A 14,248-nucleotide genomic window follows, 5' to 3' on the forward strand; every position below is an offset into this window, starting at 1 on the left:
AAGGATAGCGCAATCGCCGACGTGAAATTGGAACAGGTTCTAGTATTGGTGCGATGGAGCGGTTGAGCGGACTCGATGCAAGCTTCCTGTATCTCGAGACGTCGACGCAGCCCCTCAACGTCTGCGGGATCGTGCAGCTCGAGCCGGCGGGCGACGACGTCCGGTACGACGCCGACTCACTGAAGCGAGAACTGTCGAGTCGAATCGCCGCGATCCCCGCGCTACGAAAGAAGTTGTACGACAGTGCGTTCAACTTCGATCATCCCGTATGGATCGAGGACGAGGACTTCGATCTCGACCGGCACTTCCATCACATGACGTTGCCGCAACCAGGAGGAGATCGCGAGATCGCCGAGGCCTGCGCGTATCTCGCGGCCCAGCGACTCGACCGATCGAGACCACTGTGGGAGATGTGGGCTCTCGACGGCACCGCGGACGGCAGAATGGTGATCTTTCTGAAGATGCACCATTCCACCGTCGACGGAGTGTCCGGGGCCAACATCATCTCGCAGCTGTGCAGTCCGGACCGTGACGCACCACCTCCTGAGCCGGTCGAGGGCGTCGGTGCGGCCCATCGATTCGATCTCGCTGTGGCAGGGCTCTTCTCGATGGCGACCAGGCCACTGCACATGGTGGCCATTCTGCCTGCGACCGTCCGCATTCTGACCGGCTGGATCGGCCGTTCGAGGCGTGGTGAGGCGATGCCGCCGCCGTTCGTCGCGCCACGAACCATGTTCAACGGCACGCTGACCGAGCACCGAACCGTCGCGTTCACCAGTCTGCGTCTCGCCGACGTCAAGACGGTGAAAAACGCCTTCGGAGCCAAGGTGAACGACGTCGTACTGGCAATGTGCGCCGGGGCTTTACGTATGTACCTCGATGATCGGGACGGTCTGCCCGATGCATCGCTCGTCGGCGTCGTCCCGGTCTCGGTGCACGAGAGCAGCGGCAGGCCGGGCACCAATCAGGTCTCGGCGATGTTCGCCTCGCTCGCCACCGATATCGCCGATCCGGTGAAACGCCTGCGTGTGATCTCCTTCAGCCACGAGGTCGGCAAGGACCACAACCGTGAAATCGGTGCGACGCTGTTGCAGGACTGGGCCCAATTCGCCTCTCCGGCAACGTTTGCCGTCGCAATGCGCGCGTACGCCGCGCTCGACCTCGCGGAGCGGCATCCCGTCGTCCACAATCTGGTGATCTCGAACGTGCCGGGCCCGCAGCTCCCGTTGTACTTCCTGGGAGCGAGAGTGACGGGATTGTTCCCGCTCGGGCCGATCATGCACGGCGCGGGCCTCAACATCACCGTCATGTCCGGCGACGGCCGCCTGGACGTCGGCATCATCGCGTGTCGTGAACAGGCGCCCGATCTGCAGGCACTGGCGGACGCCATGTCGACGTCGCTCGACGAACTTCTCGGCGCCGCGGCCACACGGGCGGGGGAGGGCTGATGCGCGTTCTCGTGACCGGAGCGACGGGCTTCGTCGGCGCGTGGACGGCCCGAGCGATCGTCGACGCCGGACACGAGGTCCGGTATCTGGTCCGCAGTCCGGCGCGCCTCGAGACCAGTGCCGCGTGCATCGGACTGGATCCCGGCGACATCTGGTTGGGCGACATCACCGACCGCGAGTCCGTCGTCCGTGCACTCGACGGATGCGACAGCGTCGTCCACGCAGCGGCCGTCGTCGCCACCGATCCGAGCCGGGCCGACGAGGTGCTGACGACGAACGTCGCGGGCGCGGAGAACGTTCTCGGCGGAGCGGCCATGCTCGGGCTCGACCCGATCGTGCACGTCTCGAGTTTCACCGCGCTGTTCCACCCGGGTCTCGAGTTGCTGCATGCCGGACTTCCCGTCGTCGGCGGCACGGACGCGTACGGGCGTTCGAAAGCCCAGGTCGACGTCTACGCGCGCGGAATGCAGGACGGGGGAGCGCCGGTCGTCATCACGTACCCGGGCATGGTGCTCGGACCGCCCGCGGGCGATCAGTTCGGCGAGGCCGCCGACGGCGTCGAAGCGGCGTTGACAATGCGGGTGCTGCCGGGGCGTAGTGCGGCATGGCTGGTCGTCGACGTACGAGACCTTGCGGCGATACACGCGGCCGTGCTCGAACCGGGTTGTGGGCCACGGCGATTCATGGCCGGTGGACGACGGCTGCCGGTCGACGCGATCGCCGGCATTCTGCGGGACGTCGCCGGTGTGACGGTCGTTCCCGTCCCGGTTCCCGACGGGGCCCTGCGCGTGGTCGGGAAGGCCACCGATCTGCTCGGTTCGGTGGTGCCGTTCGAGACACCGGTGTCGCGCTCGCCGATGTCGGAGGCGGCGATGCAGTACTACACGCAGATGCCGCCGTCCGACGACTCCGCCACCGAAGCCGAACTGGGAGTGAGGTATCGGCTACCCCACGAGACGTTCGAGGCGACGGTGGCGGGTCTACGGTCGGTCGGTCGGCTCCGACGCGTCAGGCGACGTTGACGAGTCCGACGGTCGGGAAGAAGAAGCAGCTCTTCTCACCGGTCGGGGTGTTGTGCGTGACGTTGCCGAACACCGCGGCAAGCACTGTGCCCGAACCGGTTTCGACGGGAGCGAGGCGAGCGCCCGCTGCGGGCAGGCCGGCGACGAAGTTGGTCAGCGCACCGCGAGCGATCTCGGTCGTGATCGGATCCAGGTTCGCGTTCGCCAGAATGGAGTCGACGAGGGTGTTCGTCGCGCCGCCCATGTCGGCGAAGCCGCCCTTCAGCGTGTTGACGTTGAACCACGCGACCTGCATACCGGCTTTGTCGCCCGAGTCGTCGACGATGCCTGCCGGTACGAACGCGAACATCGTCTCGCCCTTCTCGACGGCGTTCAGCGCGGGCAGCTGAGGCAGAAGGGGGATGGACGGCAACCCGATGTTCGGCCACGGTCCACCCGCCGCGCCTGCGACGGCCGGTGCGATGTCGAGCGGGAGGCCCGGCACTGCAGCGCAGTTGATCGAGGCGGTCGGGTAGAAGAACGGCGTGATGCCGAGCTTCGTCAGAATCTCGTTGGCGGCGTCGAGTGCGGCGAGCGGGTTCGAGTCCGTCGTCTCGGCCACGTCGGTGCGGGAATCGGCGATGGCCGTGGCTGCGGCCAGCGCCGGATCGGTTGCCGCGGCGCCCTGCTGCTGCAGTGTCGTCAACGCCTGCGACAGCGGATCAGCAGGCGCAGGATCCGCTGCCGCAGTTGCAGGCAGAGCCAGCAGGGCTGCGCAGGACAGGGCGACCGTTCCCGCTACACGACTGAACCGACGAGACATGTGTGACTCCTGTGACTCATGAGGCGAATGTTACGAATGAGAAGATCGGACCACAGGTTCTCGTTCGTTCTCAAGTCCAGGGCTCGTCGGTTGTTCAATCGTTATGCGTCAGCCCACGTTGATGCCGTAGTCGCGCACGATTCCTTCGAGGCCCGACGCATATCCCTGGCCGATCGCGCGGAACTTCCATTCCGATCCGCGACGGTAGAGTTCGCCGAACACCATCGCCGTCTCGGTCGACGCATCCTCGCTGAGGTCGAAGCGCGCGAGCTCACGATCGTCCGCCTTGTTCACGACGCGAATGAAGGCATTGACGACCTGACCGAAGTTCTGGCCGAGCGCGTCGGCGTTGTGAATCGACACAGGGAAGACGATGGACTCGACCTCGGGCGACAGGGCGGTGAGATCGATGTCGATGCTCTCGTCGTCGCCCTCTCCCTCGCCGGTGCGGTTGTCGCCGGTGTGCTCGATCGCGCCGTCCGGCGAGCGGAGGTTGTTGTAGAAGACGAAGAACAGATCGTTCACGGACCTCTTGTTCGAGTTCAGTCCGATCGCGCTGGCGTCGAGGTCGAAGTCGCCGCCCGTCGTGCTGCGCACGTCCCAGCCGAGGCCGATCGTGACTGCGGTGAGATTCGGTGCTTCCTTCGACAGCGAGACATTTCCGCCCTTGGCGAGGGTGACGCCCATGTCTTTCTCCTTCAGTGATGCAGAACCGGTTGGTCTCCACAGTAAGGGAATCGCCGACGAGGCGGATGTGGCTGGCGAGAGTCAGGTGACTGGCGATACGGATGTGAATGTGGTGCAATACGCAAACTGCAAAAAGTAACAGCGTCGATGCCCGCGGGATCGACGACACGCCGTGGGACACCGAATGTGGGGGAAAACCGTGCACGTATCGCGACGCGATCTGTTCAAGTACGCGGCCGTGGGGTCGGCTGCCGCAGTCGGACTGGCGGCCGTGGGTGCGCAGTCGGCGCATGCCGACGGCCTGGGAACGTTGATCGACTACGCGGCGGGCGTTCCGTCGCCCGAATCCATCAAAGCGGCAGGCCATCTCGGAGCCGTGCGCTACGTGTCCGACCGTCGTCCCGGAGCCGAGTGGATGCTGGGCAAACCGATGAAGCGTGACGAGGCGGACGCACTGACCGAGGCCGGACTGGAGGTCGTCTCCAATTACCAGTACGGCAAAGGAACGACGTCGGATTGGCGCGGCGGATATGCGGCGGGTGTGAAGCATGCGAACCGCGGGCTCGAATTGCACCGTGCCGCAGGCGGTCCGGAGAACCGGCCGATCTACGCGTCCATCGACGACAACCCGACGGCCATCGAGTTCGCGACGATGATCGCGCCCTACATCCTCGGCTGGCAGTCCGTCGTCGGCCCGGAGAACACCGGAATCTACGCCAACTCACCGACCATCGAACTGGCGTCCATCGCCGGGCTCGGTCAGTGGTACTGGCAGCACAACTGGGGAACGCCCAAGGGTTTCCGACACCCGAAGGCGCACCTGCACCAGATCAGAATCGACAAGGACAAGGTCGACGGAATCGGCGTCGACATCAACGTCGTTCTGAAACCCGACTACGGCCAGTGGTCGCTGGCCTGAGACAGAAAAGGAACAATCATGGACTTCATCGACGTGCTGTACACGATCGCCGGCTACTTCTATCAGCTCTTCTCGGATTCTTTCTCGTCCTGACGCCCGGACACGGTCAGGAGTAGAAACGCGACGACGGCCAGGAGCGCCACCACGGCGCAGAACACGACGCCTGCCGTCACGAGTCCCCACGCGTTCGCCGCTGCACCCGCGCCGATCACCGGGATCGATATCGCGACGTAGAGCACGACGAAGAACGTCGACGTCACCTCGGCACGCCTGTCTGCAGGCAGTTCCGCGGTGACCGAGGCCATTCCCTTGCTGAACGTGATGCCTTGTCCGACACCGCACACCACCGCGGCGACGACGAGAAGCGGGAACGACGCGAGCAACAGCGACGCTCCCAGTGCCGCGACGCCGACCAGAAGCACGATGCAGCCGGCGCGCTGAGCGAACGCCGCGTCGAGACCCCGCAGCCCGATCTGGGCCGCGGCCGACGCCGCGAAGATCAGGAACACGACGGCTCCTCCCACGGCGTGGTTGTCGACGCCGAGGACCGTCGTCATGAATCCCGGTGAGACGCCGCTGAACAGTCCGAGGACGGCGAAGCCCGCGAACCCGCCGATCGCCGCGCGTGCGAACGTTCCGCGAATCTCGGCGGGGATGGACAGTCGCTGCATGTGTGGCGTGGCACCGGGCTGTACGTCGACGGTCTCGGGCACCAGGAACACCGCTACCGCAGCGATCACCAGCAGCACGATGTCGACGACGAACGTCAGATGCGTCGGCTCCGGAAGATACTGCACCAGAAGGCCTGCGACGAGCGGGCCGAGGCCGAGACCGCCGATGTTGGCAGCCGTCGCGATCGCGGGTGCCTTGGCCTTCCACTTGTCCGGAACCAGTTCGACGAGCGTCACCGTCGCGGTGCCGACGAAGATGCCCGCGGACAGCCCCGACAGCACGCGTCCGACGAGTAGCGCAGCGAGATTGCCCGCGAACACGAAGACCAGCGCGCTGACGATGCCGAACGCAATGCCGCCGAGGAGCAACGGCCGTCGGCCGAGCGTGTCGGACCATCGCCCGAACGCGAGCAGTGCCGCCAGGACACCGAGCGCGTACGCGGCGAAGATGACCGTGATGACCAGAACCGAGAATCCGAACTCGGCCTGATACAGCGAATACACCGGTGTGGGCATCGTCGTGCCCATCATTCCGACTGCGAACGCGTAGGTGGTCGCGACGAACGCGAAGGGTCTGCTCACGAGCAGACCGTACTAGGCGACGAAGAAGGTGCCGATCGTCGGGAGGAACGAGCAGGTCCGCGGAGCTGCCGACGGATCTTCCTTCGACTGCGTCGTGATCGATCCCGAGATGACCGACAGGACGCGGCCGGGGCCGGTGTCGGCGATGGCCGAGATCGTCGCCGGTCCGTCGGGGTTGATGCGCGACGCACCGGTCAGATCGACCGTTCCGCTGCGTCGGTTGTCGAGGTTGAGCCACGTCGCGGTCAGCGGCGCTTCCTGCTTCTCTGCGATCGGAGCAGTGCCGAGGGCGGTGAACACGAAGCCTGCCTGGCCTGCAGCCGGGCCGGGGGGCGGCAGCGTCGCAGGGCCGGGGACGGCGAGCGCGGTACCGACGGAATCGGCGGTGTCCGAGATGCAGCCCTTGCCGAGGGTGGGGTAGAGGAACTGCGCGATGACCGGACCGTCGGACGGCGGCAGTTCCGGTCCGCCGCCACCCGAACCGTCGAGGAACGTGATGACCGCTTCGAGAGTGCTCTTGACGTTGTCCGGAAGTCCCGAGTTCGCCAGCAGTGCTCGCGCTTGGGCGAGAATCTCGGCCTGCGGGCCTGCGGCCGCGTCGGCGGGACCTGCTGCGGCACCGAGAATCGCGGGTGCGAACGACGCGAGCGCCTCGACCTCTGCGTAATCGGGGAGCGGCTGATCCGGAGTGGGGAGGATCAGTGCGGGCAGCTCGGGTGGTGCGGGCTCTGCCGAAGCGGAAGTCGGTACGGCGAGCGCGGCGGCTGCTGCGACGGCTACGGCGGTGACAGCCCTGCGCGATACCCCGAAACGAAGCACTAGTTTCCCCATCCTGATCGTCAACTTCGCCCTGAGGCGGTTGCTGGCTCGAGGGGTCACTCTATGTATCGGACCCTTCCTTGTACAGCCGGTGCCGCCCACCCCGTACCGTCGCAGACTAGCTTGTTACTGAAGTGATCTGTGTGGTTGGTGATGCAAATGTTATTTGTGATCCAGCAGCATCGGAACGCGTCGATCCTGTGACGTGCGTTTGTGAACCCCGAACGAGTTCCCTATAAGCTCGCCGCGTCGGTCTCGAACGGGGGCGGCCGAAGAATGATGCGAACGGGAGCAGAGAAGACGTGAACCGTCTGGTTCGATGTGCCCCGATCCTGCTGGTGCTGTCGGTCGTCGCGAGACTCGCCTGGGCGTTCCTGACGCCCAACGGCATGAATCTCGTCGACCTGCACGTGTACGTCGACGGCTCCGCCGAGTTGCTGCGCGACGACCTGTACGACTTCACGTACTCCGAGGAAACCCCCGATTTCCCGCTGCCGTTCACGTATCCACCGTTCGCGGCGCTGGTGTTCTTCCCGCTGCACTACCTGCCGTTCACCCTCGTCGGCGTCTGCTGGCAGCTCGCGACGATGGCGGCGATGTTCCTGCTGATCAAGCTCAGCCTCGGATTGGTTCTGGGCGACGAGACGGCCCAGTCCCAGCGCTGGACACGCGTCGCCATGCTGTGGACGGCCATCGCGCTGTGGACCGAGCCGGTCCGCACGACACTCGACTACGGGCAGGTCAACGTCTTCCTCGCCCTCGGTGCACTCGTCGCGATTCGGAGTTCGCGGTGGTGGGTGGCAGGCGGTCTCGTCGGGATCATCGCGGGAATCAAGCTCACGCCGGCCATCACCGGGCTGTATTTCGTCGCGACCAGGAGATGGAAAGCCGCGATCTTCTCCGCCGTCGCGTTCGGTGCGACCGTCGGCCTCAGCTACCTGATCCTCGGGCATCAGGCGGGTACCTATTTCACGACGCTGCTGGGCGACGCCGATCGCATCGGCCCGGTGGGATCGGTGTGGAACCAGTCGCTGCGCGGCGCGATGAGCCGCGTCGCCGGTCACGACGTCGGCTCCGGTCCCGTCTGGATCGTGGGCGTCGCGATCTGCGCTGTGCTGGCGTTCTTCGCCTGGCGCGCGCTGCGTGCCGACGATCGACTGGGCACGCTCGTCGTGGTGCAGCTGTTCGGTCTGCTGGTGTCGCCGATCTCGTGGTCCCACCATTGGGTCTGGGTCATGCCGCTGCTGGTGTGGTTGTTGCACGGACAGGATCGGCAGCGCCTCGGCACCAAGCTCGTCGCCGCCTATTGGCTGGCGACGACGCTCGTCGGCGTGCCGTGGATTCTCAGTTTCTTCCAGGACTCGATCTGGCTCGTGTCCCGACCCGGCGTGTTGGCGTGGCTCGGCGCGGTCGACGTGGTCGGCGCTCTTCTCGTCTACGGCTGGACGATTTACCTGGGCCGGATCAATCGTCGGGAAGAAGTGCGTTTATCTCGTGAGCGAGATGTACGTCCTTCTTCGTGAGGCCGCCCGCGGAATGCGTCGACAACCTGAAGGTGAGTTTTCTCCACCGAATGTCGATGTCGGGATGGTGATCGGCGGCCTCTGCCGCGTCGGCCACGCGCGAGACGAACTCGATGGCGGCCGGGAACGTCGGCATCTCGACGGTGCGCACGATCTCCTGCCCGTCGAGTGTCCATCCCGGAAGACCGGTGAGAGCATCGTCGATGTCGGAATTCGAAAGCTTGTCATCCCCACTCATGAATCGATGGTGACATGGGCACACTCGTCGTTGCAGGCGCACTGGTCTCGAATGGATTGCTTCTGCTGGCCCAGCGATCCCGACCCTCCGACCTCGCGGGCCGATGGGAACTGCCGGGAGGCAAGGTCGAGGACGGTGAGAAGCCGGAGGACGCACTCGTGCGCGAGCTACGCGAGGAACTGGGTGTGGAGACCTCGGTGGGGGAGCCGCTCGCGGGTGACGTCGAGTTGTCCGGCGCGCTGACACTTCGCGCCTACCTCGTCGAGTTGATCTCGGGAACGCCTGTGCCGCTGGAACATTCGGATCTACGGTGGGTCGATGCCCGCGGGCTGGGAGAGATCGATCTGGTCGACGCGGACCGTGCCTGGATACCGGAACTGAGCGAGCTGCTCAGGCAGCCCGGGCCTTTTTAAGGCCCTTCTTCAGATCCTTGCCCGTCGCACCCTGATCTTCCAGTTTCTTCATCCGCATGATGACGACGGGGCACTTCAAGCACCTGGTCTTCTTGCGGCAACATTTCTTCTTGGGCTTCAGACCCGAGATGTCCTTGGCCTTGACCTTGCCCATGTATTTCGCTCCGCGCTCGAGAAGAACAATCCGGTGAACTTCAGGCCAAGAGTACTGCGTGGTGTGGGTCACCTCGTAGCAGCGGGTAAACTCGATCGGTCGCGAGAACCTCGCGGTGCAGCGCGCTTCTCTAGCGACATAAGCCCGCTAGCGAACAAGAGCCCGCATTCGACCCAGGAGAATTTTTCGCGTGAGCGCCCCCACCAGTACTGAGACCACCACATCGTTCCGCAACGTCGCCATCGTTGCACACGTCGACCACGGCAAGACCACGCTGGTCGACGCCATGTTGCGTCAATCGGGAGCGTTCGCCGAGCGTGCCGAACTCGTGGACCGAGTCATGGACTCCGGTGACCTCGAGAAGGAAAAGGGCATCACGATTCTGGCGAAGAACACCGCTGTTCACCGCCACAACGCCGACGGCACCGTCACCGTCATCAACGTGATCGACACCCCCGGCCACGCCGACTTCGGTGGTGAGGTCGAGCGCGGCCTGTCCATGGTCGACGGCGTCGTCCTGCTCGTCGATGCTTCCGAGGGCCCGCTGCCGCAGACCCGCTTCGTGCTCCGCAAGGCGCTCGCCGCGTCGTTGCCGGTCATCATCGTGGTCAACAAGACGGACCGTCCCGACGCACGTATCGACGAGGTCGTCTCCGAGTCGCAGGACCTGCTCCTCGACCTGGCATCCGACCTCGACGACGACGCGGCCCAGGCCGCCGAGGCTCTGCTCGACCTTCCGGTTCTGTACGCGTCGGGCCGCGAGGGCAAGGCGTCGCTGAACCAGCCCGAGAACGGTGCCGCACCCGACACCGAGAACCTCGACGTCCTGTTCGACGTTCTGATGGAGCACGTTCCCGCCCCCAAGGGCAACGCGGACGCGCCGCTGCAGGCGCACGTCACCAACCTCGACGCGTCGGACTTCCTCGGTCGCCTCGCGCTCGTCCGTATCCACAACGGCCAGCTGCGCAAGGGCCAGAACGTCGCATGGATGCACGCCGACGGCGTCAAGAACGTCAAGATCACCGAGCTGCTCAAGACCGTCGGCGTCACCCGTGAGCCCGGTGACGTGGCAACCGCCGGTGACATCGTCGCCGTCGCGGGCATCCCGGAGATCATGATCGGTGACACCATCGCCGACCCCGAGAACGCCGTCGCACTGCCGACCATCACCGTCGACCAGCCGGCCATCTCGGTCACCATCGGCACCAACACGAGCCCGCTCGTCGGCCGCGTCAAGGGCCACAAGCTGACCGCACGCATGGTCAAGAGCCGCCTCGATTCCGAGCTCATCGGCAACGTCTCGCTCAAGGTTCTCGACATCGGTCGCCCCGACGCCTGGGAGGTGCAGGGCCGTGGTGAGCTGGCGCTGGCCATCCTCGTCGAGCAGATGCGTCGCGAAGGCTTCGAGCTGACCGTCGGCAAGCCGCAGGTGGTCACCCGTCAGGTCGACGGCAAGGTGCACGAGCCGTTCGAGGAACTGACCATCGACACCCCCGAAGAGCACCTCGGTGCCATCACCCAGCTCCTCGCGAACCGCAAGGGCAAGATGGTTCAGATGACCAACCACGGAACCGGTTGGGTCCGCATGGAGTTCATCGTCCCGTCGCGCGGCCTGATCGGCTTCCGTACCGACTTCCTCACCGAGACCCGCGGTACCGGCATCGCCAACGCCGTCTCGCACGGATACGGCCCGTGGGCAGGCGAGATCCGCGCCCGCCACACCGGTTCGCTCGTCTCCGACCGCACCGGCTCGGTCACGCCGTTCGCGATGATCCAGCTCGCCGACCGTGGAACGTTCTTCGTCGACCCGGGCGCCGACACGTACGAGGGCATGGTCGTGGGCATCAACCCGCGCGCCGAGGACCTCGACATCAACGTCACCAAGGAGAAGAAGCTCACCAACATGCGCTCCGCGACGGCCGACGCCACGGAGACACTGGCGAAGCCGATCGAGCTCACCCTCGAAGCTGCGATGGAGTTCTGTGCCGCCGACGAGTGCGTCGAGGTCACCCCGGAGGCCGTGCGCGTCCGCAAGGTGCACCTGTCGCAGACGGACCGTGCACGCGAGCGTTCGCGTGCGAAGTCGCGTGACAAGGCTGCTCTGTAAGGTGCGCTGACGCGCCCGTGCGTGCTCGGTCGGGTAGAGACCGAGCACGCACGGGCCACGACGAAGGAGTGGCATATTGCGGCAGCGACTGCACACCGCGGGCATCGGACTCGTCGCCCTGGCGCTCGCAGCATGCACCGCCAACCCGCCTCCACCGGTGGAGAGCGCTCCGACGACCACGACGACCACTCCCGTCGCGCCCGTCGAAACGGGTGATCAGGTCGTCGTCGCGATCGACGACGTCGGCAACGGATTCAATCCTCATCTGCTGTCGGATCAGTCGCCCGCCAACTCGGCCGTCAGCGCGCTGGTTCTGCCCAGTCCGTTCCGGCCGACGCTCGATCCGGCCGACCCCGCGCGTACCGTCTGGACGCCGGATCCGTCTCTGCTGATCTCGGCGGAGGTCACGTCGCAGAATCCGTTCACGGTGCGCTATCAGCTCCGCAACGAAGCGCAGTGGTCCGACAGCGCCCCGATCGCCGCCGAGGACTTCCGCTACCTGTGGCGGCAGATGATCTCGCAGCCAGGCGTCGTCGACCCTGCCGGCTACGCGCTGATCGAGGACGTCCAGTCGTCGGGCGGTGGCAAGACCGTCGACGTGACGATGCGTCAGCCGTACCCGAATTGGCAGCGTCTGTTCACCGACCTGTTGCCCAGCCACCTGTTGAAGGATTCGCCGGGTGGTTTCCAGAGTGGTCTGTCCGACAACGTGCCGGTATCGGGTGGGCGGTTCAACATCAAATCCGTCGACCAGGGTCGCGACGAGATTCTGCTCGAACGCAACGACCGGTTCTGGGACGAGCCCGCTCTTCCCGATCGTATTCTCCTCCGCCGCGGCGGTACCGCGGCTCAACTCGCGGACTCGTTGCGCTCGAAAGATGCTCAGGTAGCACAGGTTCGGGCCAGTTCCGCGACGCAAGCGCAGCTCGCCGCGATTCCCGGTGTGCGCACCGACATCAGGTTCCAGCCGCGCGTTCTCGACCTGACGCTCAACGGGCGTACCCCGGAACTCGCCGATCCCGAAATGCGACGCGGCATTCTCGGGCTGCTGGACCCGGCGTTGCTGTCGACGGTCGCGGCCGGAAGCGGCTCGGCGGATCATCCTGCGCGAGCACAATTGTCGAGCCCGTCCGATCCGGGATACGGGCCGACTGCACCCGCTCCGATCGGTCGCGACGCCGCGCTGGCGTCGCTGAATCGCAGCGGTTACGTACCGCTTCCGGACGGGAGCATCGGAAAAGCCGGTGTGCCACTGACATTCGTCATCGGTGCCGTCGAGGGTGACAGCACTGCGTTGGCGGTGGCCAACACGGCGGCCGACCAGTTGGCAGGTGCGGGAATCGCGGCGACCGTGACACCACTGCCCGCAGAGGAGCTCTACGGCACCGCGCTGACCGAGGGACAGGTCGACGCGATCGTGGGATGGACGAGCGTCGGCGTCGACGCGGCCACGGTGATGGCGTCGAGGTTCGGATGCGCCGCCGTCGACCCGATTCCCGCGTCCGACGACATACCGGCTGTGGCGCCGAGCAACACGTCCGGGCTGTGTGTGCCAGAACTGACCGATTCGGTGAATCGTGCTCTGGCAGGCGAACTCTCGGTCGATGCACTGAAAGCCGAAGCCGAGCCGCAGCTGTGGTCGCTGTCGGCCGTGCTACCGATTTCGCAGGATTCGTCCGTCGTTGCCGTCGGCAACGACGTCGAGGGTGTGTCGCTCGCAGGTCCGATCGAGGTCGGAATCTTCGGCGACGCAGCGACATGGATGAGGACCGGAACCAAGTGAGATTGCTGCTCGTTCATGCACATCCGGACGACGAGACCATCACGACGGGCGGAACCATCGCACACTACGCGCAGGCGGGTGTCGAGGTCACCGTTCTGACGTGTTCGCTCGGTGAAGAGGGCGAGGTCATCGGCGACCGATGGGCTCACCTGATCGCCGACGAGGCAGATCAGCTCGGTGGCTACCGCATCCACGAATTGCACAGGGCCCTGGACGTTCTCGGCGCAGGGACCCCGAACTTCCTCGGTGGCGCCGGGCGGTGGCGTGACTCCGGCATGGCCGGGACGGCTGCCGCCGCCAATCCACGGGCGTTCGTCAACGTCGACCGCGACGAAGCGCTGACGGCCATGCTGACGGTCGTGCGTGCAGTCAAGCCGCACGTCGTCGTCGGTTACGACCCGGAGGGTGGCTACGGCCATCCGGATCACCAGCAGGCCCACTCGCTCGTCACCGAAGCGTTCGACATCGCCGGATCCGACCTGTATCCGGATGCGGGCGCGCCGTGGATGCCGTCGAAGTTCTACTGGACCGTCACCGGCGCCGATCAACTGCGCGACGGCATCGCCGCGATCGAGGACGTTCCGGACGGGTGGCGTATGCCCGAGCCGGGTGAACTGCCGAGCGTCCCCGAGGACATCGTCACGACGTCACTCGACGTGCGCGGCGTGTTCCATCTGAAGCGTGAGGCGTTGAACGCACACGCGACGCAGGTGACGGTGGCCCCGTCGGGCGTCGAGTACGCACTGTCCAACAACATCGTTCAGCCCATTCTGGCCGACGAGCAGTACGTTCTGGTGCGGGGCAAGCTCGGCGACGTGGATGCGTCGGGACGCGAAGGTGATTTGTTCTCCGGCGTGTGACACTATGTGCTGCATCACGTCGGCACCGATATGTGGGGTGGATCACGAACATGTACAACTGGGTAGTGCAGGACGCCATCGTCGCGTTCGTGAACTCGCTGATGCCGGACTTCCCGCGTCAGGAAATGCTGTATCAGCAAGGCCTCACCGATTTCGCCAACATCATGAGCAACCTGCTGACGTCGTTGGGATACCCTCCGGTCTCCTGATTCCTGCTCGT

At 65.5% G+C, this 14,248-nt stretch carries 15 protein-coding genes; 9 read left to right on the forward strand and 6 right to left on the reverse strand.

Going from position 1 to position 14,248, the window contains the following annotated elements; genetic code table 11:
- Positions 1–53: 53 nt before the first annotated feature.
- Both A3K89_RS16555 and A3K89_RS16560 read left to right on the forward strand, forming a co-directional pair.
- On the forward strand, positions 54–1,448 hold the full coding sequence (locus A3K89_RS16555; RefSeq protein WP_068427917.1) for a WS/DGAT/MGAT family O-acyltransferase: 1,395 nt from the start codon (positions 54–56) through the stop codon (positions 1,446–1,448).
- On the forward strand, positions 1,448–2,470 hold the full coding sequence (locus A3K89_RS16560) for an NAD-dependent epimerase/dehydratase family protein (protein ID WP_068427920.1): 1,023 nt from the start codon (positions 1,448–1,450) through the stop codon (positions 2,468–2,470). Before A3K89_RS16555 ends, A3K89_RS16560 begins: the two co-directional genes overlap by 1 nt.
- Here the strand turns inward: A3K89_RS16560 and A3K89_RS16565 are convergent.
- Entirely contained in the window at positions 2,457–3,272 is an 816-nt protein-coding gene (locus A3K89_RS16565; protein WP_068427923.1) for a hypothetical protein, read from the reverse strand. The two genes, A3K89_RS16560 and A3K89_RS16565, sit on opposite strands and share 14 nt — an antisense overlap.
- A gap of 108 nt (positions 3,273–3,380) precedes the next feature.
- A complete protein-coding gene (locus A3K89_RS16570; RefSeq protein WP_068427926.1) occupies positions 3,381–3,959 on the reverse strand; it encodes a TerD family protein in 579 nt (192 codons plus the stop codon).
- A 184-nt stretch (positions 3,960–4,143) separates the two neighbouring features.
- Between A3K89_RS16570 and A3K89_RS16575 the strand changes: the two genes are divergently transcribed.
- Complete coding sequence (locus A3K89_RS16575; RefSeq protein WP_068427928.1) at positions 4,144–4,878, forward strand: DUF1906 domain-containing protein; 735 nt, start codon at positions 4,144–4,146, stop codon at positions 4,876–4,878.
- A gap of 62 nt (positions 4,879–4,940) precedes the next feature.
- On the opposite strand, the gene A3K89_RS16580 is transcribed toward A3K89_RS16575, so the two are convergent.
- On the reverse strand, positions 4,941–6,131 hold the full coding sequence (locus tag A3K89_RS16580) for an MFS transporter (RefSeq protein ID WP_068427930.1): 1,191 nt from the start codon (positions 6,129–6,131) through the stop codon (positions 4,941–4,943).
- 12 nt (positions 6,132–6,143) lie between these two features.
- The gene (locus tag A3K89_RS16585) at positions 6,144–6,962 is read right to left on the reverse strand and encodes an Rv1157c family protein (RefSeq protein WP_068427933.1); all 819 of its coding nucleotides are present in this window, start codon (positions 6,960–6,962) and stop codon (positions 6,144–6,146) included.
- A 290-nt stretch (positions 6,963–7,252) separates the two neighbouring features.
- On the opposite strand from A3K89_RS16585, the gene A3K89_RS16590 reads away from it, so the two are divergent.
- A complete protein-coding gene (locus A3K89_RS16590; protein WP_068427936.1) occupies positions 7,253–8,473 on the forward strand; it encodes a mannosyltransferase in 1,221 nt (406 codons plus the stop codon).
- On the opposite strand, the gene A3K89_RS16595 is transcribed toward A3K89_RS16590, so the two are convergent.
- Positions 8,415–8,711 (reverse strand): 4a-hydroxytetrahydrobiopterin dehydratase, encoded by a 297-nt coding sequence (locus A3K89_RS16595; RefSeq protein ID WP_068427939.1) that lies wholly within the window; start codon positions 8,709–8,711, stop codon positions 8,415–8,417. The genes A3K89_RS16590 and A3K89_RS16595 overlap by 59 nt on opposite strands.
- 14 nt (positions 8,712–8,725) lie before the next feature.
- Between A3K89_RS16595 and A3K89_RS16600 the strand changes: the two genes are divergently transcribed.
- Entirely contained in the window at positions 8,726–9,124 is a 399-nt protein-coding gene (locus tag A3K89_RS16600; RefSeq protein ID WP_068427943.1) for a (deoxy)nucleoside triphosphate pyrophosphohydrolase, read from the forward strand.
- Here A3K89_RS16600 and A3K89_RS26020 read toward each other — a convergent pair.
- On the reverse strand, positions 9,102–9,278 hold the full coding sequence (locus tag A3K89_RS26020) for a hypothetical protein (protein ID WP_165839483.1): 177 nt from the start codon (positions 9,276–9,278) through the stop codon (positions 9,102–9,104). The genes A3K89_RS16600 and A3K89_RS26020 overlap by 23 nt on opposite strands.
- Before the next feature lie 190 nt (positions 9,279–9,468).
- On the opposite strand from A3K89_RS26020, the gene typA reads away from it, so the two are divergent.
- The 4 genes from typA to A3K89_RS26025 all read left to right on the forward strand — a co-directional run bounded on the left by typA (position 9,469) and on the right by A3K89_RS26025 (position 14,237).
- Complete coding sequence (gene typA / locus A3K89_RS16610; protein ID WP_068427950.1) at positions 9,469–11,385, forward strand: translational GTPase TypA; 1,917 nt, start codon at positions 9,469–9,471, stop codon at positions 11,383–11,385.
- 76 nt (positions 11,386–11,461) lie between these two features.
- Positions 11,462–13,168, forward strand: coding sequence for an ABC transporter family substrate-binding protein (locus A3K89_RS16615; RefSeq protein WP_068427953.1), 1,707 nt, complete (start codon positions 11,462–11,464; stop codon positions 13,166–13,168).
- Positions 13,144–14,028 carry an N-acetyl-1-D-myo-inositol-2-amino-2-deoxy-alpha-D-glucopyranoside deacetylase gene (gene mshB / locus A3K89_RS16620; RefSeq protein ID WP_068429023.1) on the forward strand — a complete coding sequence of 295 codons (885 nt, stop codon included), beginning with the start codon at positions 13,144–13,146 and terminating at the stop codon, positions 14,026–14,028. Before A3K89_RS16615 ends, mshB begins: the two co-directional genes overlap by 25 nt.
- A 50-nt stretch (positions 14,029–14,078) precedes the next feature.
- On the forward strand, positions 14,079–14,237 hold the full coding sequence (locus A3K89_RS26025) for a hypothetical protein (protein ID WP_165839484.1): 159 nt from the start codon (positions 14,079–14,081) through the stop codon (positions 14,235–14,237).
- The last annotated feature ends 11 nt before the right edge of the window (positions 14,238–14,248 follow it).

It is taken from the genome of Rhodococcoides kyotonense, assembly GCF_001645385.1.
Lineage (GTDB): Bacteria > Actinomycetota > Actinomycetes > Mycobacteriales > Mycobacteriaceae > Rhodococcoides > Rhodococcoides kyotonensis_B.